Here is a 21,768-nt window from a genome sequence, read left to right as displayed (position 1 = left end):
GCTAGAAGCCAAGCTGGGCCGCTACCTGGAGAAGGAGGAGTTCCGATCCCATCGGGCCCACCAGCTGGATGCCCATCGGCAGGCCTGCTCCAGGTTGCCCGCCCGTCCAGTGCACTGGAATCGTGAGTGCCGGGAGGCCGCAGACGTTCACCATTGAGGACCACGGCGCGAATTCGCACTGCTTGCGGTAGTCGCCGTCGGCGTCTCCAGGCCACTCCGCAGCAGGCCAGTTGCCGTCCCCGTGCCCGGCCCCGGTAAACCAGCCCACGGGTCGGGGCGTTTGGGCCAGTGCGGGCATCAGCATCAGGTCCCACTGCCCGTACTGCGTCACGGTGTCGCGCTGGAACTGCCGCAGGAACGCCAGTGACTCATTGAGCTTGGCCGTGCTGCGCTGCTGCGCCCGGCGCCTGAACGTCTTGGTCAGCGGTGCCAGCAGAGCCTCCCGCCGGGGAGTGATCCTGGCCGTTCCGACGGCGGCAGTCCAGGCGGTGGTGAAGGCATCCGGGTAACGGTTGTCGTAGCCGATTGGCGCTTCCAGGACTATGTGTCCCGCATGCTCCAGGAGTTCCATCCCGGCATGCAACGCGTCCAGAGCCTCCTGCTCCGGCGTGAAAGGGAATGCGGTGGACCAGGGGCTGTCAAGGGTCAGGCCGATCCGCAGCGGACCCGGCACCTGTCCCACCGCTTCCAGGAAACTGCTCGCAGGCCCAGGTGCCAGGGCATCCATCATGAGGGCCGCGTCCTGCGCGGTCCGGGCGAGGGGGCCTGCCGCCACAAGCCGTGCCGGATCTCCGGAGCTCTCACCGGCGGGAACCAGCCCGCGGCCGGGCTTTAAGCCGACGAGACCACAGGCTGCCGCCGGGATCCGGACTGAACCGCCGCCGTCGGTCCCTGGCGCGAAAGGAAGCATTCCCGCCGCCACTGCGGCAGCGCTGCCTCCCGAGGAACCTCCGGAACTCCTGCTGGGGGCGTGCGGATTGCGCGACGGCGGGGCGATACGGTTTTCGCTGTAAGCCGTCAGTCCGAACTCCGGAACCTGTGTTTTGCCGAGAGAGATCACGCCGGCTGACTTCAGGAGGGTCACGAGCGCACCGTCGGTGAGGGCCGGTTTGTGGTCCAGGGCGGCGCTGCCGTGCGTGGTCACGACGCCTTCAACGTCCGTCAGGTCCTTGAAGCCCAGCGGCATTCCGTGGAGGAGGGGGAGGGCTTCGCCAGTCTGTTTGCCGGTCTGTTTGCGGGTCGCTTTACCGGGGTGCGCCTTTTGAAGCCGGGCGTAACGCTCGTCCGCGGCGCCCGCTTCCGCCATCGCCTTGTCCCCGGTGACTGTGACAAAGGACCCCAGCAACGGGTTTTTCGACTCGATGCGCGCCAGGTAATGCGCTGTGGCCTCCCGTGCCGACAGCGCCCCGGCCTGTAAGGCCACCCGCAGTTGGACTGCGGACAGCTCATGGATGTCAGCCAATGAACCGTGGTTCCCGCCGCAGGTCACAATCTCTCTGGCGCTCCTGGAACGGTGCCGTCAGCGGCTGGCCGGGGCGGCGGGATGCTCGGGCAGGCATGAGTCCTCCTAGGTTCATTCAGAAGCGTAACTTGTCCCCGGTATCCCAAGCGCCGTGAGCCGCTGGCGCTAGGCTGGGATAAGACCTGATTTTCCGAAAGAGGACTCCTGTGAGCGATTTCGATACCGTACCCGTCAATGACGTCCCGGCAGACGCCGTGATCCTGGATGTCCGTGAAGACTACGAGTGGGTGGCCGGGCATGCAGAGGGCGCCGTGCACATCCCGCTGGACCAGCTTCCGGCCCGCCTGGACGAACTTGATCCGGATGAGGACCTTTATGTCATCTGCCGGACGGGCGGACGATCATTCCGGGCCGCCCGCTGGCTCACCGGCCAGGGCTACGCCGCCATCAACGTGGCCGGCGGAATGGACCAGTGGCTTGAATCGGGGAAGCCGCTTGTCTCCGACAACGGCCTCAAGCCATTGGTGCTCTGAACCCTGCCGATCGTCCACCACCCACCTGTTCCATCACCACAAAGGAATAATCCATGCCGGCGTCCCCCGTTACCTACACCTTTCTTGGGCCTGAAGGGACCTTCACCGAGGCGGCGCTGATGCAGGTCCCGGGGGCTGCCGAGGCAACCCGCGTTCCGGCGTCCAACGTTAACGCCGCGCTGGACAAGGTCCGCGACGGTTCCGCGGGCGCAGCCATGGTCCCTATTGAGAACTCAGTCGAGGGCGGCGTGACAGCCACCCTTGACGCCATCGCCAGCGGCCAGGAACTCCGTATCATCCGCGAAGTCCTGGTGCCCATCAGCTTCGTACTTGTCGCGAGGCCGGGAGTGGCAATCTCCGATATCCGCCGGATCTCCACGCACGGGCACGCCTGGGCGCAGTGCCGGCTGTGGGTTGAGAATAATATTCCTAGCGCGGAATACGTCCCTGGATCTTCGACCGCAGCAGCGGCGGTGGGCCTGCTCGAACAGGACGCGCACTACGACGCCGCCATCTGCGCACCCATCGTGGCGCAGGAACAGCCGGGACTGTCCGTTCTTGCCGAGAACATCGGCGACAACCCAGGCGCCGTAACCCGTTTTGTCCTGGTCGGCCGGCCGGGGGTCCTGCCGGAACGTACCGGAGCGGACAAGACCACAGTGGTAGTGCCACTCCCTGAGGACCGCCCCGGTGCCCTGATGGAGATCCTGGACCAGTTTGCGACCCGCGGCGTGAACCTCAGCCGGATCGAGTCCCGGCCGACAGGGCAGTACCTGGGCCACTACTTCTTCAGCATCGATGCCGACGGCCATGTTGGCGATGCTCGCGTGGCTGACGCCTTGGCCGGGTTGCACCGCATCAGCCCGGCCACCCGCTTCCTGGGTTCGTACGGCCGGGCCGACGCGCAGAGCGCCTATATAGCGCCGCACACGTCTGATGAGGCATTCCGGGCGGCGCATGAATGGGTAGGAGCCATCCTCCAGGGCGAGCCGATCCCGTCCGAAAGCGTTTCCGGAGCTTCGCCCACAGCGTAGGTAAATGCCATCCGGAGTACTTCCGCACGCTTGGTACTGTGCGTATGCTTACTTGATCCACATTGGGGGATGGCCCCTAACGAAGGGAGCGGGTCATGACTACCAGTAGCAGCGACAATGACGGCCAGGGGATGATCGTCAACCCCAAGCCGACCGCCGACAACCAGGACTGGGACGGCGACGAAGCAGACCGCGCCGACCGCCTGCGCTTCGAAGAGGAACAGGCAATGATCCGCGAGCAGTCCGAAGCCCGGGCCGCCGCCAAAGCCGCAGCTGAAGCCCAGGCAGCCAAGAAGGCCACCGCCTGAACTGGCTTGCACCGTTCCGCCCGACTACTGCCCCCAAACCTGACCACATGCCCTGACCGGATTACTGAATACTCATATCCGCTGCTGGCCCTTGACCCGGATCAGGAGTGAGCGCGGTTCCACCCGCACGCTGAGCTTCGTTGCCTCACCGGACGTGTCGCCGTCGAGCTGTGTCGGCATTGGCTCGGGACACTTGATGACAACCTTTCCCGAGCGGTACATCGTCATGACCGGCAGGTTTCCCTTGTGCTTGAACACAATCTTCGCGTACATGGCCAGCCAGCCGATGGCACTGCGGGGGCTCATCACCACCACGTCCAGCATCCCGTCGTCGATCATTGCCTGCGGAATGAAGTCGATGCCTCCCGGCACCAGTCCGCAGTTGGCAAAAAGCACGCTGCGGATGTTCCGTACCTGCTCTGCGCCGCCGTCCAGGGAGATGGACACTTTCTTCCGCCGGCCCGGCATATGCCGCATCCCTGCTTCCGTGTAGGCGAGCCAGCCCACAGCCTTCTTCAGGCCGTCATTGGTGTCGGCCAAGACCTCTGCGTCCATCCCGATTCCTGCGATCACCAGGAAGGCGTGTTCGGAAGAGTGGCCGGTCCGTGAGTTTTCGATGCCCATCCTGGCGGTGTCGATGTACCGCTGCTGGCCGAACAGGGCCGTCTGGACGTTGGAGTGGAGGTCGTAGACGTCCAGATCCACGTTGCGGGCCAACAAATTACCGGTCCCCAGGGGTATGAGGCCCATCGCGACTCCTGTATGGGCCAGGGACTCTGCAACCACCCGCACCGTACCGTCGCCGCCGCCCACCAGGACGACGTCGGGCCTGCAGTCCAGCGCTGACTGGACCTGGGAAAATCCGGGGTCCTCTGCGGTCGTCTCGAAAAAGAGCGGGGCCTCCCAGCCTGCGGCCAGGCAGGCGCGCTGGATGGCTGCCCTCGCCTCGGCGGCGCGTGCTTTGATGGGATTCAGGACCACTGCCACGCGCTGCTGTTCGAGGCCGGCGTCATGCGCGTCACCGCCCACGGCGCTCCTGACATGCAGCGCTTTGAGCTTGCGCACGCCCCACCAACTGGAGACGGCGAAAGCCAGTGCCGAGGCACTCAGGAGGTAAAGCAGCCAGTCGCTCATGGTGGTTCAACAGTATCCCGGCCCGGGGCACCGCGTTCCCGCCTCCTGCTGGCCGCGCCGCCGCCGCCGGATTGGTTACTCTTGTCTGGTGATCGACGTAAAAGACCTCAGCGAAAACCCGGACAAGTTCCGAGCCAGCCAGCGCGCCCGTGGCGCGGACGAATCAGTGGTGGAGGCGATCATCTCCGCAGACTCCGCCCGCCGCGCAGCCCTGATCCGCTACGAGAATCTCCGGGCGGAGCAGAACGTCTTCGGCAAGAAGGTGGCGCAGGCCAAGGGCGACGAGAAAAAGGCCCTTTTGGCCGAGGTCAAGGAACTGGCGAACACGGTGAAGGCGGCCTCGGCTGAGGCAGATGCCGCCCAGGCCAAGCAGGACGAACTGCTCCGCGTCATTCCCAACCTCATCGAAGACGGCGTTCCCGCAGGCGGCGAAGACGACTACGTTGTGGTCAAGACAGTCGGTGCACCCCGCGAATTCCCCGATTTCGAGCCGAAGGACCACCTGGAGATCGGCGAGCTGATCGGCGCCATCGACATGGAACGCGGCGCCAAGGTGTCCGGCTCCCGCTTCTACTTCCTCCGCGGCGTGGGCGCGAGGCTGGAGATGGCGCTGCTGCAGATGGCCATGGACCAGGCGATCGATGCCGGCTTTATCCCGATGATCACGCCCACCCTGGTGCGCCCCGAAACCATGCAGGGCACAGGTTTTGATGTGAAGCACGACGCCGAGATCTACCGCCTCGCCGAAGACGACCTTTACCTTGTGGGCACCTCAGAGGTGGCGCTGGCCGGCTACCACGCGGACGAGATCCTGGACCTGTCCGCCGGGCCGGTCCGGTATGCGGGCCAGAGCTCGTGCTACCGGCGCGAGGCCGGGTCGCACGGCAAGGACACCCGGGGCATCATCCGCGTGCACCAGTTCAACAAGGTCGAGATGTTCATCTACACCACGGTTGAAGAGGCAGCCGGGGAGCATCAGCGGCTGCTTGCCTGGGAAGAGGAGATGTTGGGCAAGTGCGAGATCCCGTACCGCGTGATCGATACCGCGGCCGGCGATCTGGGCATGTCCGCTGCCCGCAAGTTCGACTGCGAGGCCTGGGTTCCCACTCAGGGCGCCTACCGCGAGCTGACCTCCACATCCAACTGCACCACGTTCCAGGCCAGGCGGCTCAACATCCGGGAGCGCGTGGTCAATGAGGAAGGCGTGTCCAAGGGAACCCGCGCCGTGGCCACCCTGAACGGCACCCTGGCTACCACCCGCTGGATTGTGGCCATCCTGGAACACCACCAGAACGCCGATGGCTCCGTCAACGTCCCGGCCGCGCTGCGGAAGTACCTGGGCGGCCTCGAAGTCCTTCCGGTGCTCTAGGACGGGCGGCAGTCCCCGTCATGTGGTCTATTCCCCCGGTACTGGCGCGGGGAATAGACCATTCGGCGGGGATTTCCGGGCTGTGATCCCCGCCGCCGCGTCCGGGCCAGCGACCGGGGGTCGGTCACTGCCGTCCAGTCCCAGCGGACCACTATGTAGCCCAGCGACCTGAGCCGGTCCTCCCGCTTTTTCTCAGCCAGAATCGCCAACCGGATGCTGTTGCCGCCCAGCAGCGCGTCATCGAGATACTTGGCGTCGCCGTCGAACTCGCCGATCACCCCGTATTCACGCCAGAAGAAATCCGCCCTCGCCACGAACCCTTCCGCGTCATGGAACGATTGCTGCAGAACAGGTGCCGGCAGCCCCAGTACATGGATGAGAACCCGGCTCCGGGATTCCCCGACAGATTCCGCGGTCTCGTCGGCCAACGCCAGGACCTCCAGGACGCGGGACCGCTTTGTCGCAGAAGTGATGAGCGCCGCCGCACGCTTCACCTCATCGCGGGTCAGCCGATCGCCCTCCTGTCGCCGGGCGCTCAGAACTTCATCGACGACGGCGACGGCCTCGGGAAGCTCCATGCGCACTATCGAGTCGGTCACGGTCTGGATCAGGGAGGTGACGGCAAATCCCCGGCGCTGTACGACATCGGCCGTCCAATGGTGCCGGGCGATTCCATAGCTGCTGACGTTCTTGAGCCCGGTGACACCTGTTTTCGGGTCCTTCGCAGCCGTAGTGGTGGAGGCGTGGCGGCCGGCCTTGTGCGGTGAGGCGGTCAGGATATGGATATGCCCTGGTACTCCTGGAACTGGCAGCCTCCACAGGCGGAGCCCCGTCAGGTAGCAAAACACGGCGGAAGGGTCCCCGCTCGCCACAGCGGCCGTGGTCACGGCGTAACGCTCCCACGCCTTGATCGAAATCCATGCCGCCTTGCTGTAGTAAATGCCATGCCGGACACGGACCAAGGTCCCCTTGGCGTAGGCGCGGCTCAGTTCACGGCTGGTACCGCGCATGGCACGCCTGTTGCGGGCAAGGATGAGGGCAGGCGGGTCGGCTTCCATGTCCCAATGCTGGCCCCGGCTGGCCGGGCGCAGCCAGAGGAAACCCCCTGCATGTGGACAAAGCCGGCACACGTTCCCCTCTCCTCGTCAGATCCCCCGAAAACGCCGCGGGGAAATGACCATGGGAGGGGGAACCGGGGGCTGATGCGAGCGGAGAAGGCCTCGGGTTAACACTCACACCGGGGATAAACCTGTGAATATTAACCCTGCGTTCATGAGCTGCTGTGGCCTTCGTCCTAGCCGGTATCGGGGGTATCTGCTCTACTAGATGGATGACTACCTTGACTGAAACCTCAGTCGCTGGCAACGATGACCGGCGAGATAACGAAAACACCAAGACAAGCACCAAGCTCATGATCGCCCTGGACGTTGACGGGACATTGGTGGACCACGACGGCCACATGTCCCCGGGAGTCCGGGAAGCCGCCCAGGCCGTGGTCGCGGCCGGACATGAGGTCATGATTGCTACGGGCCGCTCCAGAAACGCGACCCTGCCCATCATTGAGCAGATCGGCATCGATCGCGGCTACGCCGTCTGCTGCAACGGCGGCGTGACCCTGCGGCTGGACCCCGGGCTGGCCGACGGCTACGAAGTCATCCACAGGGCAACTTTCGACCCCGCCCCTGCCCTGCGGGCGCTCCGCGAACAGCTTCCGTCCGCCAAGTACGCGCTCGAGGACGAGGACGGCAACTTCCTCTCCACCGAGCGTTTCCAGGACGCCAGCTTCGGAGTGGAGGCGATCGGCGTCGAGTTCCACACCATGCTGGAATCCACGGCGGTGCGCGTGGTGGTGTTCAGCACGGAGAACACCCCGGAAGAGTTCAAGCAGGCGATCAAACACGTTGGCCTTGCCGGCGTCACCTACTCCGTGGGCTGGACCGCCTGGCTGGACATTGCCGCCGCAGGCGTGACCAAGGCCAGCGCCCTGGAGAAGCTCCGCAGCAGGCTCGACATTGAATCCCACCGGACGGTAGCGATTGGCGACGGGCGGAACGATATCGAGATGCTGTCCTGGGCAGGCCGGGGAGTAGCGATGGGCCAGGCGCCACAGGAAGTAATCGCCGCCGCTGATGAGGTCACCCACTCCGTGTTCGACGACGGCGCCGCCTACGTTCTGCGCAGCCTGCTCTAGCAGGTAGGCAGGTAGGCGGGGCCAGGCAGCAGCCCGGTCAGCGCACCTCGAGGATCAAAGCCAGCAGCCGGGCCGCGGCAGGCCGGGCAGCATGCTCCTCGTTCCATTGCGCCCTGGCCACCGCCTTACTGACGGCCTGGGTGGTGATGCCGAGTTCATGGGCCACGGCCTTCTGCTGGCCGCGGACGCCTGGGGTCATGAGGTCCAGGACACGCCACTCGGCACCGGTTCTTCCCCGGACGATGTGACCCATCAGCCGAAGGACGGCTTCCGCCTCGTTGGCCAGGTCAGCCAGCGGACCTTCCACTGCCACCGGCACCCGGTCCTTGCCGTTCCGGAGGCGGTCCACGGCGCGCCGGGCGTAGACAAGGCCATGCCCGGAGGCATCCTTGATCTGGTTGGGCAGGGGCTCATTCACGGGGCCTACCCCGATCCCCACATACCAGGATCCGCAGCGCAGGGCGATGAGTGCCGCCTCTACCGCCTGGTGCGGGCAGTCCACGATGCCTTGCACCTCATCCTCCACCGACCTGTCGAAATCAAGGCGTGCCGGAATGTGCCGCAGGTCCTTCAGCAATTGAGGGACGCGGTCGCCGTCGCGCCGGCTATCCGTCTGGTTGATGGTCAGGGTGAACATTGTGGTCACAGACTACCGGGTGGCCGACAAGAGGCAAGGTGGCTGAGGCCGTCCTTTCGGCGCGTTTCCCCGCTCCTCAGTCCAGCGACATGGCGGAGCGCAGGACGATCGGCGGCAGCGTCTGGGGGCCGATACTGGCGTCCGCGACTCCTGCCTGCCGGAGGCCATTCCGGATGATGCCCATCAGCTGTTCGATGTTTTCCCTGGTGGCGAACGTGAAGAACCGTGAAGTGCCGCTGCCTGAACCTGCCGATGCCGGAGGGTTCAGGGGCAACTTCGAATCCGTGGCGCGGAAGACGACGGCATTAGGCCCCCGGACACCCAGGGAGGTCTTGTCCCCGGGGGACCGGGTTTTGAGGAACCGGTCGACATCATTGCCGTCCGAAGCCGTCACCGAGCGGAGGGTTCCGGCGTCGATGTCTTCCCAGAGGATGGCCCTGGCCGCGTGTTTTTGGCTGTAGCGGTAGAGAAGGCCCCGGTCGAAGATGAGGAGCCGGCGGAAACTCCACAGGAGCGTTATTGACCAGAGGACCAGCCCGGTGAGGAGGCTCGCCGTGATGTACAGCGGAAGGTTGGAGAACAGGCCGGGACCCCGTGAGGAGGTGGGCTGGCCGGTGAACTCTGCGATGGCGGCGAACACGAACCCCGCCGCGATGAACCACGGCAACAATCTCCAGCTGATGTGCCAGGAAAGCTCCGAATGCCGCAGCCTTCCCAGTTGGGGCCCGTAGAGCCTCTCGGCCCGGCGGACCAGCCAGGTCCGGCCCCGTTCAGCCACGTGCGTTCGGGTTGCCGTAGAGCCTGGGCAACTGATCATGCTCGTCCGCTGCGGCCCTCTCGGCGGCAGCAGCCCGGGGATCGCGGACAGGGGCTGCCCCCTCGGAGAGGCCCGACCGGAGGTCGACGGCGGTGAACTTCGCCTCGAACGTGTCCCCGCCGCCCCCACCCAGGGCAGAGGCGAAAACCACAACATAGTAGAGGGGGGCGAAGGACCAGCAGACGGCCCGCCAGCCGCCCAACCATGCTCCCGACGTCGTACCGTCAGCGATCCTGACCGAACGCATGCCGGCGGCAGCATCACCCAGGCTCCCGGCGGTTCCGGCGACCATGCCGTAGGCGAAGACAACCAGGAACCAGATGGCGGCGAGGGCTGCCACGAAAAGCCCGTTGCTGGAGAGAAGCGCAAGCGATAATGAGCCCAAAGCGAGATTCTGCACGAGCGAGTTCAGCACAGCCATAAGGATGCCGGAGGCAACCATCACTACGAGGGCGTCCAGCGCGCGGCCCCAGAAGTGCGGCCAGCCGGCCTTCCGCACGTAATGCTTCCCGGTGTCCGCATGCACGAATACGGGCTGGCCGTTGGCGGCATCGACCAGCCCGGTGCTGCTTTTCGGCCTGCTGCTCACCGTTTGGAAACCAATCCGGCCAGAGCGGCTTCGAGTGTGCCCCTGGAGGTCTCCTGGAGCTCAAGGCTGACGGGCCCGACGTTGCCTGACGCCTGGATGGGCAGCGGCGTCAGCACATGGACTCCTGCCGGACCGGTGTAGACAGTGATCGTCGGGAAGGCATCGGAGCCGGTGCTGAAAGCCACGACGTTGCTGGCGGCGCGCGTATCCCCCAAAACGGTGGGGGCGGCTGCCTCGAAGTCGGGCTCGGAGTAGGACACCGTTTCCGAGTCCCGCACGGCTGCCCCCTCCGGGTCGACAAACTCCGCCAGCCTGGCCGTCAGCCGTTCGGGAGTAATGACAGAAAAGCCGTGAAGGCCGCCGTCGTCGACTTCCTCCAGCAGCACCCCCTCAACGTGGATATAGGCGTAGAGCCAGCGTTTCCCCGTTGAGACCGTCCGTTCGATGGAAACAACGCTGTCCCCGCTGCGGCGGAGGGTCAGCGCCCCGGTAATGTCCTCCAGCGCATGCAGCCTGGTGGGCTCGCTTTCGCCCTCGAAGATGACCGGGTAGACGAGTTCCTTCGCCAGGAGGCCCCGCAGGGCGACTGCGCACAGGATCTCCTTTTCGGTGGTCTGGGCCGAAAGCCAGGGGAGCGCCACGATCTGCTCGTGCTGGACCCCGTCGAGGGCCACGACTTCCTCATCCGTGAGCGTCGGCAGCGCAATTCCATCTGCGCTGGCTGATTCCAGCACCTTGGCTGCGCACTCGACGTCGCGCTGGGTCCATTTCATGGTGTTCGTGCTCATCCGAATATTCCTCCGACAAATTTACCGACTGATTTGGCCGCATCGCCGACCCCATCTGCCACCCTACTGCCTGTGTCTTTCGCAAAATCTGCAACCTCACCGGCTCCATCCGCGATGTAGCTCCCGGGGTTGCGCGCAAAGTTGCTGATGGAGTCCCAGTTGTCAGCGACAAGGTTGCCCACGGCCCATGCGCCTGCCACGATCCCGGCGCCGATCACGATGGGAGCACCGATCGGCCCCAGCATGGCGGCTCCGCCGGCGGTCATCAGCATGATGCTGCCCACGCCGCCTGCCACCGAGAGTCCACCCGCCACGCGGTCTCCGGCCCCGCGCCAACCGTCGTGCTCGGGGCTCACAATGTCGCTGATGCCTCCTACAATGTTCAGCGGTGCTGCCAATGCGCCGGCTATGCGGAGTCCCTTGGAGAACCTCGTGGCGTCCTGGAAGGCCTGGCTGTAGGGGATGTTGGCCTTGAGGTCGGCGATGACGTCTGTGATCTTGCCACCGTTGCGGAGCGAGTCGAGGGCCTCGTTCAGGACAGTGCCCCCCGCCCGCCAGTTGGTGAGAACCTCACGCGTCTTCGCCCAGTCCTCCCAGCCCAGTTTGCCGAGCTTGTAAGCGCTCCAGAGCTGGGCTCCGAGGTCCTTGACGCCCATTCCGGTGTCGTACACGTCCTTGATGACCCCTACGGAACTTTCGCCGCTCTTGTGGCTGGCGAACTCCTGCTGGTTGGCGTGCTCCTTAAGCTCCTTGGCACTGGAGCGCAGCAGCGTGACCGCCTGGATCAGGCTCTGCCGGTGGCTGGAGTTCCAGTCACTTTTGAAATGGGCGGCATCCTGGCCCTTCCACGAAGCCGTGGAGTTGATCACGTTGGTCAACTGGGTGCTTTGCAGTGCAATGGTGTCGGCCGCTTTACCCATCACGCCCGCGAGTGTTCGCAGCTGGCTGATATCAGCACCGTAGAACCCGGCCATCCGTTCTCCCCCAATTCGGTCAGGAAATTCTTAAGTTTCCCCGACAGCCTAGACGGTTGCACGCAAGGCAGCGATGGGGAGTCCTCCCCGCAGGTGGTTGTCTCGGGCCGGCGCATCTGCTGCGATGGGGGAGGAGCGCCGCCGACGGGCGGCATGACCTAACGGGAGGAATGCCATGGCCAACACCCGCGACCAGGACGCCCACAGTGGCGTCGCGACTCATGAGTCCGGAACGGGGCTTGCGGAAGGCGACGGACTGGAACAGGTGGACCGCTGGTGGCGGGCCGCGAACTACCTTTCCGTCGGGCAGATTTACCTGCGCTCCAACCCGCTCCTTCGCCGGCCGCTCACCGCCGAGGACACCAAATCCCGCCTCCTGGGCCATTGGGGAACCACGCCCGGACTGAACTTCATCTATGCCCACTTGAACCGGCTGATCCGCAGGAATTCCCAGGAAATGCTGTTTATCGCGGGCCCGGGTCATGGCGGTCCGGCAGTGGTGGCGAATGCATGGCTGGAGGGGACCTACTCCGAAATTTACGGCCACGTGGGCAACGACGAGGCCGGCATGGCCGAACTGTTCCGTCAGTTTTCGTACCCAGGCGGCATTCCCAGCCACGCCGCCCCGGAGAGCCCCGGCTCCATCAGCGAGGGTGGTGAGCTTGGCTACTCGCTGGCCCATGCGTACGGTTCCGTGTTCGACAATCCCCAGCTGATCACCGCCGTCGTGATCGGAGACGGTGAAGCCGAAACCGGGCCGCTTGCGGCGAGCTGGCATTCGCACAATTTCCTTGACCCGGCGGCGGACGGCGCCGTGCTGCCCATTCTGCATTTGAACGGCTACAAAATCGCCAACCCCACCATCCTGGCACGCATGCCTGAGGATCAGCTGGAACAGCTCTTGCGCGGTTACGGGCACGAGCCGTACTTCGTCACGGTGGACGATCCGGACAAAACTGCGCAGGCGCACCAGGATTTCGCGTCGGCGCTGGAGGCCTGCCTGGCCGGAATCCGCGCCATTCAGGAAAGCCGCCGTGGAATTCGGGCGGGCGGCGCTGATGCGGAGGCTCCGCAATTCCACTCACAAGAAGACAGCGCGCCCCGGTGGCCCATGATCGTCCTGCGCTCGCCCAAAGGCTGGACGGGGCCGCGCACAGTGGATGGACTGCAGGTGGAAGGAACCTGGCGGAGCCACCAGGTCCCGTTGGCGGAGGTCCGCACCAATGGAGAGCACCTGAAGCAGCTCGAGGAATGGCTGCGGTCGTACCGTCCCGAGGAATTGTTCGACGGCGGAGGCCGGCTGCGGCCGGACATCGCGGAAGGCGCACCCACCGGGGACTTCCGGATGAGCGCCACCCCGCATGCCAATGGCGGTCTGCTGCGCCGGGCTCTAGAGCTACCAGCCTATGAAGACCATGCGGTGGAGGTGCAGGCACCCGGGACCGGGCGGGTCAGCCCGATGCTCACGCTGGGCGCATGGATGCGCGATGTGATTTCACTGAACATGGAGACATTCCGGCTTTTCGGGCCGGACGAGACCGCGTCCAACCGGCTGCAGAAGGTCTATGACGTCACGGACAAAGTGTGGCAGTACAGAATGGACGACGCCGACGAGCACCTTGCCCGGTCCGGGCGGGTCCTGGAGGTACTCAGCGAGCACCTCTGCCAGGGCTGGCTGGAGGGCTACCTCCTGACCGGCCGGCACGGCGTGTTCAACTGCTACGAGGCGTTCATCCATATCGTCGATTCCATGTTTAACCAGCACGCCAAGTGGCTGAAGGTGCATCGGAAGCTTCCGTGGCGCCAGCCCGTGGCGTCGCTGAACTACCTGCTGTCCTCGCACGTGTGGCAGCAGGACCACAACGGGTTCTCGCACCAGGACCCGGGCTTCATCGACCACGCTGTGAACAAGAAGGCCGAGGTCATCCGGGTGTACCTTCCGCCGGATGTGAACACCCTGTTGTCCGTCATGGAGCACTGCCTGGCATCAACGGATTACGTGAACATTGTGGTCAGTGGAAAACAGCCCTCACCCACCTGGCTGGGGCCGGCCGATGCTGCCACCCATTGCCAGCGCGGGCTGGGGATCTGGGAGTTCGCCGGGTCAGAGGTCCCCGGCGAGGCGCCCGACGTCGTCATGGCCTGTGCCGGCGACGTGCCCACCGTGGAAACCGTTGCCGCAGCGGAGCTGCTCAGGAAGGGCGCTCCCGGACTGAAAGTCCGCGTGGTGAATGTGGTGGACCTGATGCGGCTCCAGGACGCGGGGGAGCATCCGCACGGCCTGACCTCGCGCGACTTTGACGGGATTTTCACGCCGGACAAGCCCATCATCTTCGCGTACCACGGCTATCCGGCGCTCATCCACCGGCTGGCCTACCGCCGCACTAACCAGGAGGGCCTGCACGTGCGCGGCTACAAAGAGGAGGGGACCACCACCACGCCTTTCGACATGGCCATGCTGAACGGGATCGACCGCTTCCAGCTGGCCATCGACGCCCTTGACCGGGTTCCCGGCCTGGCAGAAAAGCACTCATTGTTGCGGCAGAACCTGCAGGACCGGCAAATCCGGGCCCGCGAACATACCCGCACCCACGGCGAGGATCCGGAGGAGATCCGGAATTGGCAGCTCGGCTAGCAGGCCAGTTCCGTTAGTCTGCCCGCCGGCAGATGGATCCAGCCCTCACTCAGGGCAGCTGCGGCGTGGGCGTCGTCCGGGACAATCGTGAGGCCGACGGCGACGGCGCGGGCGGTGAGGGACGCGACGACGGCGTCGAACAGGTCGTCCGAGCCGGACAGGCGGTCCTCGTGGCCGCCAAGGTCCAGCCACGGCGCCTGCCGACGCAAATTCCCCAACAGCAAGGACAGGCTTTCGGTCTCGGACTTGCCTCGCCCCTTGTAGCTGCGGGCCTTCAAGCCCCAGATCTTCAACGAGGCGGCAGGATAGACCTCAGCCAGGCGGCCCGAGCCATCCCTTGGTTGCGCGCCGTGGAGCGCCGCGATCCTTGCCTGGATCACGGCGCACCTCATGGCCGGATGGGCCAGACGGTCCGCCGAGACGCTGAGCGGAATCAGACCGGTCCTGGCGGTGACGAAGCGGTCTGTATCCCTGTAGGCGAGCAAGCGCCTGCCCTCGATGCCGTCGTATGCCAGGACGGGGCCGGCATCAAAGTTCAAATGCCCGGTGAGGAATGGAATAAGGGCCCGTGGCCAGCCGACCGGACAGTCAATGCCTGTCATGTCCGCAAAGTCGAAGAGCTCCACGATTTCGTGGTCATCCACATCCAGTGCCAGATGCACTAACCGGACTGAGTCCTGGCCCCACTCGAGGACCGCCACGGCTGTCTTTTTCGTGGCTGCCGCAAGGTCGACGCCCAGAGTCCTCAAGGCACTGACCGGAGCTGCAAGGCCCCTGGTATGCCACCCGATCTGCCCACGTCATCCCCCCGGGCGAATGCGGCCCACAGGCTCCGCAGCTGCCGGCCCACGCCATTGACTTCGTCCCAGGAGGCACCGGCCAGGAGGCCGGCTCCTTGCCAAGTAAGCCTGTTACCGAAGAGCAGCGGCAGGTCCACCGTATGGGCGGCCCGGTAGTAGTTTCCCGGCGCTCCCCAGGAAAGCAGGTAGCCGTAGGCCTTGCCTCCCGCCTTGCAATGCCGCCGGGCGAACTTCCGGGCCGGCCTGCCGTACACCGCTTCGGTGACGGCCCAGTTGGTGGCTTTAACTACCGCGGAGCCGAGGAACGGAATCCCCGACAGACGCTTGATCCAGGGGTTTTCAGGCAGGAACAGGCGTGCCTCGTCAGCCGTGTGTCCGATCAGGACCTCGATGCCGGGGGCGGCTGTGTTCCAAGCTGCTTCAATCTTCGCTTCCGAGGGCAGCGGTGGGTGTCCGTACTGGGTGCCGAACGGCATGGCGGCCCTCAGGCCAAACTTGCGGGCAACGTGGGAAACATGATCCTCGATGCCCACGACTTCCATCGCAGGAGTTTCCTCGGTGACGGCCTCGGCAGCGACACCCATCACGTGGTTCATTTTGGTCCGGCCGCGGGAGATCCCCAACGGTGCGCTCTGGATGATGGCCCGCTGGAACAGGGACGGCGCCTCAGGAGTGGCCATGAGGTGGGCGATAGCGTCACCTCCGGCCGACTGGCCGAAAGCCGTCACACAACCGGGGTCACCGCCGAACGCTGCAATGTTCCGCTGCACCCACCGGAACGCCTCGAGTTGGTCCAGCAGCCCCAGGTTGCCCGGCCGGCCGGAGCTGGTGGCGAGGAAGCCGAACAGTCCCAGGCGGTAGGTTACCGAGACCACGATCACCCGGTTTTCGGCGACCAGCACAGCGGGGTCGAAAATTGCGAGGTCACCGGAGCCGGTGGTGTAGGAACCGCCATGGATCCAGACCATCACGGGCAGCCTGTCGCCCGGGGCAAGATCTGCGGGCATGGTGATGGAAAGATTCTGGCAGTCCTCGCTGCCTGGCAGCTCACCGTAGCGGGTGCCCAGGATGTCATCGAGGAACGGCACCGGCCCCTGCGGACAGGCAGGGGCGGGGGAGGTTGCTGACAACGGTTCGTCCCAGTCAGCTGCCTGAACGGGAAGCTCGAAACGTCCGGCCTTGGCGTAAGGGATGCCGGTGGCGCGGATGACATCGCCGGCGCCGGAGTGGTCCCGCCAGCCGGTGACCGGACCGCAGGGCGGGTTGAAAATAGGTGCGGAGCTCACCGATTCACCTTAAACCACAACGCGGGGTCACTTCCGGCCCAATCCGGCGGCCGGATTGGGCGAAAAGTGACCCCGCGTTGTCAGGTGAGGGGAGTGCGGGGACTAGTGTGCCACCGGAACGTAGCGCTTGATCGACGCTTCGAGCTCGGCTTCGGCTGCAGCCCGGTCGCCCCAGCCTTCAGCCTTGACCCACTTGCCTGGCTCCAGGTCCTTGTAGCGGGTGAAGAAGTGCTCGATTTCCTTGATCAGAAATTCGCTGACATCGCTGACTTCCTGGATGTGGTCAAAGCGGGCGTCAACCGGGACGCACAGGACTTTGGCGTCGCCGCCGCCGTCGTCGGTCATGTTGAAGACGCCGATGGGGCGCGATTCAACAATGACACCCGGGAGCAGGTCGAAGTCCTGCAGGAGCACCAGTGCGTCCAGCGGGTCACCGTCCTCGCCCAGCGTGTTCTCGAAGAAACCGTAGTGCGTGGGGTACTGCATGGAGGTGAAGAGGACGCGGTCCAGGCGGACGCGGCCGGTCTCGTGGTCGACTTCGTACTTGACGCGGGACCCCTTGGGGATCTCGATGGTCACGTCATGCTTCATGGAATGCTCCTCGGCAATTGCAGGGGTTCGCGGCACACTTGACCTCCGCCAAAAGGAGTGTCAGTGCCGCCGACTACTATTGAGGATATAGCGAGCGGCCCAAGTTTCAGGAACTATGGGGAATTTTCGGGACTTGAGGACCAGCACCACGATGAAGGAAACAAGCAGCCAACCGGTTGCCGACGACGCGCCCTTGCGCCCCGCCAAAGACCCTGTCAAGGGCAGGGTCACGCGTCTGCTGAAGGCCTGGCCCGAGGCTCTGCTGCTTCTGCTGACCGTGGTCCTGGCCATACCTGTGGCCATGATGGCCGGGCCGGCCTTTGTCGGCCCGGGCCAGCCGCTTTCCACTCCTGCACCTCCGGCGTGGCAGCGGCCACCTGCCACGCTCGCACCGCGGCAGGGCCTGCCCCCGCTGCAGGATTCCGCGCCGGTGCCGCTGCCATCCGCTGTCAGCACGCAGCTGGAGGCGCTGTTGAAGGCCGACGGCGGAGGCGGCTTTACGGGGCTGGTCCAGGACGCGCTCACGGGCCAGGTCCTGTTTGACCGCGGCGGCTCAGATAACAGGATTCCGGCCTCCAACATGAAGTTGCTCACCGCCGTGGCTGCTTTGCGTGCCCTCGGCCCCGACCACCGGTTCAGCACGCGGGTCCTATCTGGTCCGGCGGCCGGGCAGGTGGTGCTCACCGGGGGCGGCGACGTCCTCCTGGGCGCCGGTGATTCCATGCCGGCCCAGGTGATGGGCCACGCCGGGCTCGCGACACTGGCGGTGTCAACGGTTGCGGCGCTGAAAGAGAAAGGTACTGCAGGGCAGGTGACAGTCCTGGTGGACGATTCCCTGTTCAGCGGACCGGCCCTGAACCCCGCATGGGCGCAAGGTGACGTGGAGGCGGGCGAACAGGCTCCGCTATTCCCGCTCGCACTGAACTCTGCCCGCTTTGACCCAGTAGCCACCACCGGCCCCCGGCCCCAGGACTCGGCGGTCACCGCTGCGCAGGCGTTCGCGGCGCAGCTCAAAGCGGCAGGTGCAGCTGCGGGGCTCAGCGTGACGGACGGCGTCGCGCGGTTCCAAGCTTCGTCCGGGCCTGCTCCTTCCGGGCCTGCTTCGTCCGGGCCTGCTCCGTCCGCGCCTGCTGCAGATGGCGGTGGACCTGCCGTCCTCGCGGAGGTGCAGTCTGCCACGGTCAGCCAGCAGGTCGACCTCATGCTGCAGACTTCAGACAACTACCTGGCCGAGATCCTGGGACGGATGTCCGCCGTCGCAGCGGGGCAGCCAGGCAGCAACACGGGGGCAACGGAGGCAGTACGGAAGCAGCTCACGGAGCTGGGCATTCCCACAGACACCATGAGGCTTGCGGACGTGTGCGGGCTGGCGCTGGATAACCAGGTCTCGGCCCGCCAGTTCGCCGAAGTGGTCCGCGCCATCACTTCAGGCACGGACACAAGGCTTCGCACTGCGCTGGCCGGGTTCCCGGTGGCAGGCCTCACCGGGACCCTGGGCGCCCGCTATGGGGACAACGCCACCGCCCGCGGCGCCGGATTGGTCCGGGCCAAGACCGGGACACTGAACTCGGTGATCGCACTCAGCGGCTATGTGGTTGACGCAGACAGCCGCCTCCTGGTCTTTTCCTTCATCGGTAACGGCCTCACGCCCGGAGCCGCAGGCAACAAGGAAGCCCTGGACCGGGCGGCCACGGCGCTGGCTGCCTGCGGCTGCCGCTAGTACCTCCGAGCCTCTTTCCCCCCGTTATGGTCTTTTCCCCCCGGAGTACCGCGGGGAAAAGACCATAACGGGGGGATAAACCGGTCCCGGCGAAAGGGAATAGGATAAAGCCCAGCCGAAACTTTTGGGGGACAGGCAGTGGAACCAATCATGGTTGAAGGCGGCAAAGGCGCGGTAGCACTTGAGGCCGACCAGATTATCCACCTGGTGTGGAAGCCAAGCGTCAGAATTGAAGCCGTGGATGCCCATGCCGCGATGGCCGCGGTCAACGAAGCCGCCGACGGATCGGAATATCCGATGCTGGTGGACATGGCCACCACCGAGTCCGTGAGCCGGCAGGCACGTGGCGTTTTCTCCATCCCTTGTGCGGCCAACCGGATAGCCCTGCTGGGATCAAGCCCTGTCGATCGGGTTCTGGCCAACTTCTTTCTCAGCATGCATGTCCCACCCTGTCCCACCCGTTTTTTCACGTCCCGTCCCGAAGCGATGACCTGGCTGCTCGAAGGCTCTACTCCAAGTAGCTGAACCCGGGCATGTGAACCTGAAATCCGGCCGCAGCCGCTCGCCCGTCAGCGAACTTAAGGCCGATCCGCCGTCGGCTGTGGTCTGATGGGAAGTATGGAGTCCACAACACGTGATTCGTCCGCCGCTGCCTCGCCCAGCCCGGCCCAATCCCTGATCAACTGGGACCTTGCCGCCTCCACCGCAGCACGCCTGGCGTCCGCGGGGCCCATGCTGGACTCGGCCGAAATCGGCGACGCCGTGGACAGCCTGCGCAGCCTGGCCGATGCCTCGGTGCCGCACGTTCATGAAATCACCGGCCTGGAGGCTGCACGGGACCTCCGTGACTCGTCCGTCCTGGTGGTGGACCGCGCCAACTGGGCGAAGGCCAACACCCAGAGCTTCGCCGTAATGCTCAAACCTGCCATGGAAAAGATGCTCGAAAGCCGCCGTGGCAATGTCAGCCCCGCTGCAGCCAGCGTCAGCGGCGCCATCACCGGCAGCCAGCTCGGCGCCGTGCTGGCCTTCCTGTCCAGCAAGGTCCTGGGCCAGTACGATCCTTTTGCAGCCTTGGCGGAAGGTTCCACCGCACCGGCCGGCGGACGGCTGCTGCTCGTAGTGCCCAACATCGTTTCGGTGGAGCGCCAGCTGAACGTCGTCCCTGAAGACTTCAGGCTCTGGGTCTGCCTGCATGAGCAGACCCACCGTGTGCAGTTTGCGGCCGCGCCCTGGCTCCGCCATCACATGCTGGCCGAAATCGACAACCTGAGCGGGCACCTGCTGGGCAACGTGGACTCCCTCATGGAACGTGCCTCCGCTGCCGCCCGTTCGCTCAAGGACCGCAGCGCGGGCGGCAACGCGCCAGGCCGCGGTGCGATCCTTGACCTTCTGCAGAATCCGGAGGAGAAGGCGTCGTTGTCCCATCTGACAGCAGTCATGAGCCTCCTCGAGGGCCATGCCAACGTGGTCATGGACGGCGTGGACGAGAGCATCATTCCGACCGTTAAGACCATCCGGCAGCGCTTCAACGACCGCGGCAAGGACCGCGGCGTGATCGAAAAATTCATCCGAAACCTGCTCGGTCTGGACGCGAAGATGCGCCAGTACTCCGACGGCGCGAAATTCGTCCGGGCGGTGGTCGACGTGGCCGGGATGGACGGGTTCAACAGGGTCTGGGAATCGGCCGACAACCTGCCGACAGAGCCCGAAATCCACGACGCCAAGCTGTGGCTTGACCGGATGGGCCTGTAATTGCACGAACTTCCAAGCGGACGACGCCGGCCCGGCAGGCTGGCGCCCGTCGTTGGCAAGGCGCGGAAAATGGTCGGGGACGCCCTGGCCCTGGCCGGATACCCGGAGCATGTGCTGGTCGCATGCAGCGGCGGCCCGGACTCGCTTGCCCTTGCATCGGTGGCCGCCTATTTCGGCCGCCGTGGCCACGTCAACGGGCACGCCATAACAGTGGGCGCCGTAATAGTGGACCACCAGCTTCAGCCAGGCTCAGCCAGCGTCGCGGCGCAGACTGCCCTTGCCCTGGAGGACCTGGGACTTTCGCCGGTGGAAGTCAGGACAGTGGAGGTTGCCGGCACCGGGATGGGTCCCGAAGCAGCCGCCCGCGAGGCGCGCCATGCGGCGCTGGAAGCAGCCGCTGCAGGACAAGGGGCCAGCGCAATCCTGCTGGGTCACACCCTGGATGACCAGGCCGAACAGGTCCTGCTGGGCCTTGCCCGGGGCTCCGGCACGCGTTCCCTGGCAGGAATGAGGCCTGTCCGCGGAATCCTGCTCCGGCCCTTCCTGGGATTGCGCCGCGAAGACACCCTGGAGATCTGCCGGGTTGAGGAACTCGAGCCCTGGCACGACCCCAGCAACGCGGATCCGGCCTACGCCCGTTCGCGGACAAGGGTGGAAGTACTGCCCCTGCTTGAGGAAAAGCTGGGTCCCGGCGTCGCCGAGTCACTCGCCCGGACGGCCTCCATTCTGCAGCTGGACGCCGACTACCTTGAAGACGTGGCGGAACGCACGTTTGCAGGCATGGTTGAGCGTTCGGGCGAGGAAGTCAGCCTTCCCGAGGACGCGGTCGCGAACCTGGCCCCGGCGATCAGGTTCCGGGTGATCGCCAGGGCAGCAGCCGACGTCGGGGGTCAACAGCCCAGCTATCAGCGCCTCCTGGCGGCGGAAGCGCTGCTGCGGCGGCGGGGTTCCGCAGGTCCGGTGGAGCTGCCCGGGGGGGTGAGCGTGTACCGCCTGTCGCTGGCCCAGCTGGATGCAGCCCGCCCCCGCGCCTCTGCCGGTGTCCAGGCCGCCGGGGATGCTTCCGTTCCCCGTGAAGGCGCCCGCTGTGGGAAGCTAGTATTCCGGCCTCAAAAACCGCCCCAAATATAGTCGCACCCGCATCTACA

At 65.4% G+C, this 21,768-nt stretch carries 21 protein-coding genes; 10 read left to right on the top strand and 11 right to left on the bottom strand.

All coding sequences use genetic code 11. The annotated features are described in order from the left end of the window. Position 1: 1 nt before the first annotated feature. A complete protein-coding gene (locus QFZ40_RS18885; RefSeq protein ID WP_306906251.1) occupies positions 2-1,462 on the bottom strand; it encodes an amidase in 1,461 nt (486 codons plus the stop codon). Between the two features lie 206 nt (positions 1,463-1,668). On the opposite strand from QFZ40_RS18885, the gene QFZ40_RS18880 reads away from it, so the two are divergent. From QFZ40_RS18880 to QFZ40_RS18870, 3 genes are all read left to right on the top strand, one after another. Then, the gene (locus QFZ40_RS18880) at positions 1,669-1,995 is read left to right on the top strand and encodes a rhodanese-like domain-containing protein (protein ID WP_306906249.1); all 327 of its coding nucleotides are present in this window, start codon (positions 1,669-1,671) and stop codon (positions 1,993-1,995) included. Between the two features lie 53 nt (positions 1,996-2,048). Then, on the top strand, positions 2,049-3,029 hold the full coding sequence (gene pheA, locus QFZ40_RS18875) for a prephenate dehydratase (RefSeq protein WP_306906246.1): 981 nt from the start codon (positions 2,049-2,051) through the stop codon (positions 3,027-3,029). Positions 3,030-3,124: 95 nt separating this feature from the next. After that, the gene (locus tag QFZ40_RS18870) at positions 3,125-3,337 is read left to right on the top strand and encodes a hypothetical protein (RefSeq protein WP_306906244.1); all 213 of its coding nucleotides are present in this window, start codon (positions 3,125-3,127) and stop codon (positions 3,335-3,337) included. Between the two features lie 72 nt (positions 3,338-3,409). Here the strand turns inward: QFZ40_RS18870 and QFZ40_RS18865 are convergent, their stop codons facing one another. Beyond that, positions 3,410-4,471: a diacylglycerol/lipid kinase family protein gene (locus QFZ40_RS18865; RefSeq protein WP_306906242.1), complete on the bottom strand. Its 1,062-nt coding sequence runs from the start codon at positions 4,469-4,471 to the stop codon at positions 3,410-3,412. Positions 4,472-4,559: 88 nt separating this feature from the next. Between QFZ40_RS18865 and serS the strand changes: the two genes are divergently transcribed. Beyond that, positions 4,560-5,840 (top strand): serine--tRNA ligase, encoded by a 1,281-nt coding sequence (gene serS, locus QFZ40_RS18860; protein WP_306906241.1) that lies wholly within the window; start codon positions 4,560-4,562, stop codon positions 5,838-5,840. Here serS and QFZ40_RS18855 read toward each other — a convergent pair. Then, positions 5,837-6,898: a hypothetical protein gene (locus QFZ40_RS18855; protein WP_306906239.1), complete on the bottom strand. Its 1,062-nt coding sequence runs from the start codon at positions 6,896-6,898 to the stop codon at positions 5,837-5,839. The genes serS and QFZ40_RS18855 overlap by 4 nt on opposite strands. A 272-nt stretch (positions 6,899-7,170) precedes the next feature. Between QFZ40_RS18855 and QFZ40_RS18850 the strand changes: the two genes are divergently transcribed. Continuing rightward, positions 7,171-8,031 (top strand): HAD family hydrolase, encoded by an 861-nt coding sequence (locus tag QFZ40_RS18850; RefSeq protein WP_306906237.1) that lies wholly within the window; start codon positions 7,171-7,173, stop codon positions 8,029-8,031. 37 nt (positions 8,032-8,068) lie between these two features. On the opposite strand, the gene QFZ40_RS18845 is transcribed toward QFZ40_RS18850, so the two are convergent. From QFZ40_RS18845 to QFZ40_RS18825, 5 genes are all read right to left on the bottom strand, one after another. Beyond that, a complete protein-coding gene (locus QFZ40_RS18845) occupies positions 8,069-8,668 on the bottom strand; it encodes a hypothetical protein (protein ID WP_306906997.1) in 600 nt (199 codons plus the stop codon). 76 nt (positions 8,669-8,744) lie between these two features. Next, positions 8,745-9,446: a hypothetical protein gene (locus QFZ40_RS18840; protein WP_306906235.1), complete on the bottom strand. Its 702-nt coding sequence runs from the start codon at positions 9,444-9,446 to the stop codon at positions 8,745-8,747. Then, positions 9,439-10,074, bottom strand: a complete 636-nt coding sequence (locus QFZ40_RS18835) for a hypothetical protein (protein ID WP_306906233.1) — start codon at positions 10,072-10,074, stop codon at positions 9,439-9,441. Before QFZ40_RS18835 ends, QFZ40_RS18840 begins: the two co-directional genes overlap by 8 nt. Beyond that, positions 10,071-10,862, bottom strand: a complete 792-nt coding sequence (locus tag QFZ40_RS18830) for a hypothetical protein (protein WP_306906231.1) — start codon at positions 10,860-10,862, stop codon at positions 10,071-10,073. The genes QFZ40_RS18835 and QFZ40_RS18830 overlap by 4 nt, the downstream gene beginning before the upstream one ends. Further along, on the bottom strand, positions 10,859-11,836 hold the full coding sequence (locus QFZ40_RS18825) for a hypothetical protein (protein ID WP_306906229.1): 978 nt from the start codon (positions 11,834-11,836) through the stop codon (positions 10,859-10,861). Before QFZ40_RS18825 ends, QFZ40_RS18830 begins: the two co-directional genes overlap by 4 nt. A gap of 175 nt (positions 11,837-12,011) precedes the next feature. Between QFZ40_RS18825 and QFZ40_RS18820 the strand changes: the two genes are divergently transcribed. After that, a complete protein-coding gene (locus QFZ40_RS18820) occupies positions 12,012-14,471 on the top strand; it encodes a phosphoketolase family protein (protein WP_306906227.1) in 2,460 nt (819 codons plus the stop codon). Here the strand turns inward: QFZ40_RS18820 and QFZ40_RS18815 are convergent. The 3 genes from QFZ40_RS18815 to QFZ40_RS18805 form a co-directional block, all read right to left on the bottom strand. Further along, positions 14,468-15,220, bottom strand: coding sequence for a DUF429 domain-containing protein (locus tag QFZ40_RS18815; protein ID WP_306906226.1), 753 nt, complete (start codon positions 15,218-15,220; stop codon positions 14,468-14,470). The two genes, QFZ40_RS18820 and QFZ40_RS18815, sit on opposite strands and share 4 nt — an antisense overlap. After that, complete coding sequence (locus QFZ40_RS18810) at positions 15,217-16,557, bottom strand: carboxylesterase family protein (RefSeq protein WP_306906225.1); 1,341 nt, start codon at positions 16,555-16,557, stop codon at positions 15,217-15,219. Before QFZ40_RS18810 ends, QFZ40_RS18815 begins: the two co-directional genes overlap by 4 nt. A 102-nt stretch (positions 16,558-16,659) precedes the next feature. Further along, the gene (locus QFZ40_RS18805) at positions 16,660-17,148 is read right to left on the bottom strand and encodes an inorganic diphosphatase (RefSeq protein ID WP_306906223.1); all 489 of its coding nucleotides are present in this window, start codon (positions 17,146-17,148) and stop codon (positions 16,660-16,662) included. Positions 17,149-17,299: 151 nt separating this feature from the next. Between QFZ40_RS18805 and dacB the strand changes: the two genes are divergently transcribed. From dacB to tilS, 4 genes are all read left to right on the top strand, one after another. Beyond that, the gene (dacB, locus tag QFZ40_RS18800) at positions 17,300-18,868 is read left to right on the top strand and encodes a D-alanyl-D-alanine carboxypeptidase/D-alanyl-D-alanine endopeptidase (RefSeq protein ID WP_373427449.1); all 1,569 of its coding nucleotides are present in this window, start codon (positions 17,300-17,302) and stop codon (positions 18,866-18,868) included. 150 nt (positions 18,869-19,018) lie between these two features. Next, entirely contained in the window at positions 19,019-19,393 is a 375-nt protein-coding gene (locus tag QFZ40_RS18795) for a DUF7793 family protein (protein ID WP_306906221.1), read from the top strand. A gap of 93 nt (positions 19,394-19,486) precedes the next feature. Beyond that, positions 19,487-20,620, top strand: a complete 1,134-nt coding sequence (locus tag QFZ40_RS18790; RefSeq protein WP_306906220.1) for a zinc-dependent metalloprotease — start codon at positions 19,487-19,489, stop codon at positions 20,618-20,620. A gap of 69 nt (positions 20,621-20,689) precedes the next feature. After that, positions 20,690-21,751, top strand: a complete 1,062-nt coding sequence (tilS, locus tag QFZ40_RS18785) for a tRNA lysidine(34) synthetase TilS (protein WP_306906219.1) — start codon at positions 20,690-20,692, stop codon at positions 21,749-21,751. Positions 21,752-21,768 lie beyond the last annotated feature (17 nt).

The sequence above is a fragment of the Arthrobacter pascens genome (assembly GCF_030816475.1).
Taxonomy (GTDB): Bacteria; Actinomycetota; Actinomycetes; order Actinomycetales; family Micrococcaceae; genus Arthrobacter; species Arthrobacter pascens_B.
Note: the sequence above shows the minus strand (reverse complement) of the source record. Positions and strands in the feature narration are given on the sequence as shown.

Bases quoted from the DNA above. Each gene is read 5' to 3' on its own strand.
- pheA (WP_306906246.1), top strand. From the start codon at position 2,049: ATGCCGGCGTCCCCCGTTACCTACACCTTTCTTGGGCCTGAAGGGACC.
- QFZ40_RS18870 (WP_306906244.1), top strand. From the start codon at position 3,125: ATGACTACCAGTAGCAGCGACAATGACGGCCAGGGGATGATCGTCAAC.
- QFZ40_RS18865 (WP_306906242.1), bottom strand. From the start codon at position 4,471: ATGAGCGACTGGCTGCTTTACCTCCTGAGTGCCTCGGCACTGGCTTTC.
- QFZ40_RS18855 (WP_306906239.1), bottom strand. From the start codon at position 6,898: ATGGAAGCCGACCCGCCTGCCCTCATCCTTGCCCGCAACAGGCGTGCC.
- QFZ40_RS18850 (WP_306906237.1), top strand. From the start codon at position 7,171: ATGACTACCTTGACTGAAACCTCAGTCGCTGGCAACGATGACCGGCGA.
- QFZ40_RS18845 (WP_306906997.1), bottom strand. From the start codon at position 8,668: ATGTTCACCCTGACCATCAACCAGACGGATAGCCGGCGCGACGGCGAC.
- QFZ40_RS18830 (WP_306906231.1), bottom strand. From the start codon at position 10,862: ATGAGCACGAACACCATGAAATGGACCCAGCGCGACGTCGAGTGCGCA.
- QFZ40_RS18825 (WP_306906229.1), bottom strand. From the start codon at position 11,836: ATGGCCGGGTTCTACGGTGCTGATATCAGCCAGCTGCGAACACTCGCG.
- QFZ40_RS18820 (WP_306906227.1), top strand. From the start codon at position 12,012: ATGGCCAACACCCGCGACCAGGACGCCCACAGTGGCGTCGCGACTCAT.
- QFZ40_RS18805 (WP_306906223.1), bottom strand. From the start codon at position 17,148: ATGAAGCATGACGTGACCATCGAGATCCCCAAGGGGTCCCGCGTCAAG.
- dacB (WP_373427449.1), top strand. From the start codon at position 17,300: ATGAAGGAAACAAGCAGCCAACCGGTTGCCGACGACGCGCCCTTGCGC.
- QFZ40_RS18795 (WP_306906221.1), top strand. From the start codon at position 19,019: ATGGTTGAAGGCGGCAAAGGCGCGGTAGCACTTGAGGCCGACCAGATT.
- QFZ40_RS18790 (WP_306906220.1), top strand. From the start codon at position 19,487: ATGGAGTCCACAACACGTGATTCGTCCGCCGCTGCCTCGCCCAGCCCG.
- tilS (WP_306906219.1), top strand. From the start codon at position 20,690: ATGGTCGGGGACGCCCTGGCCCTGGCCGGATACCCGGAGCATGTGCTG.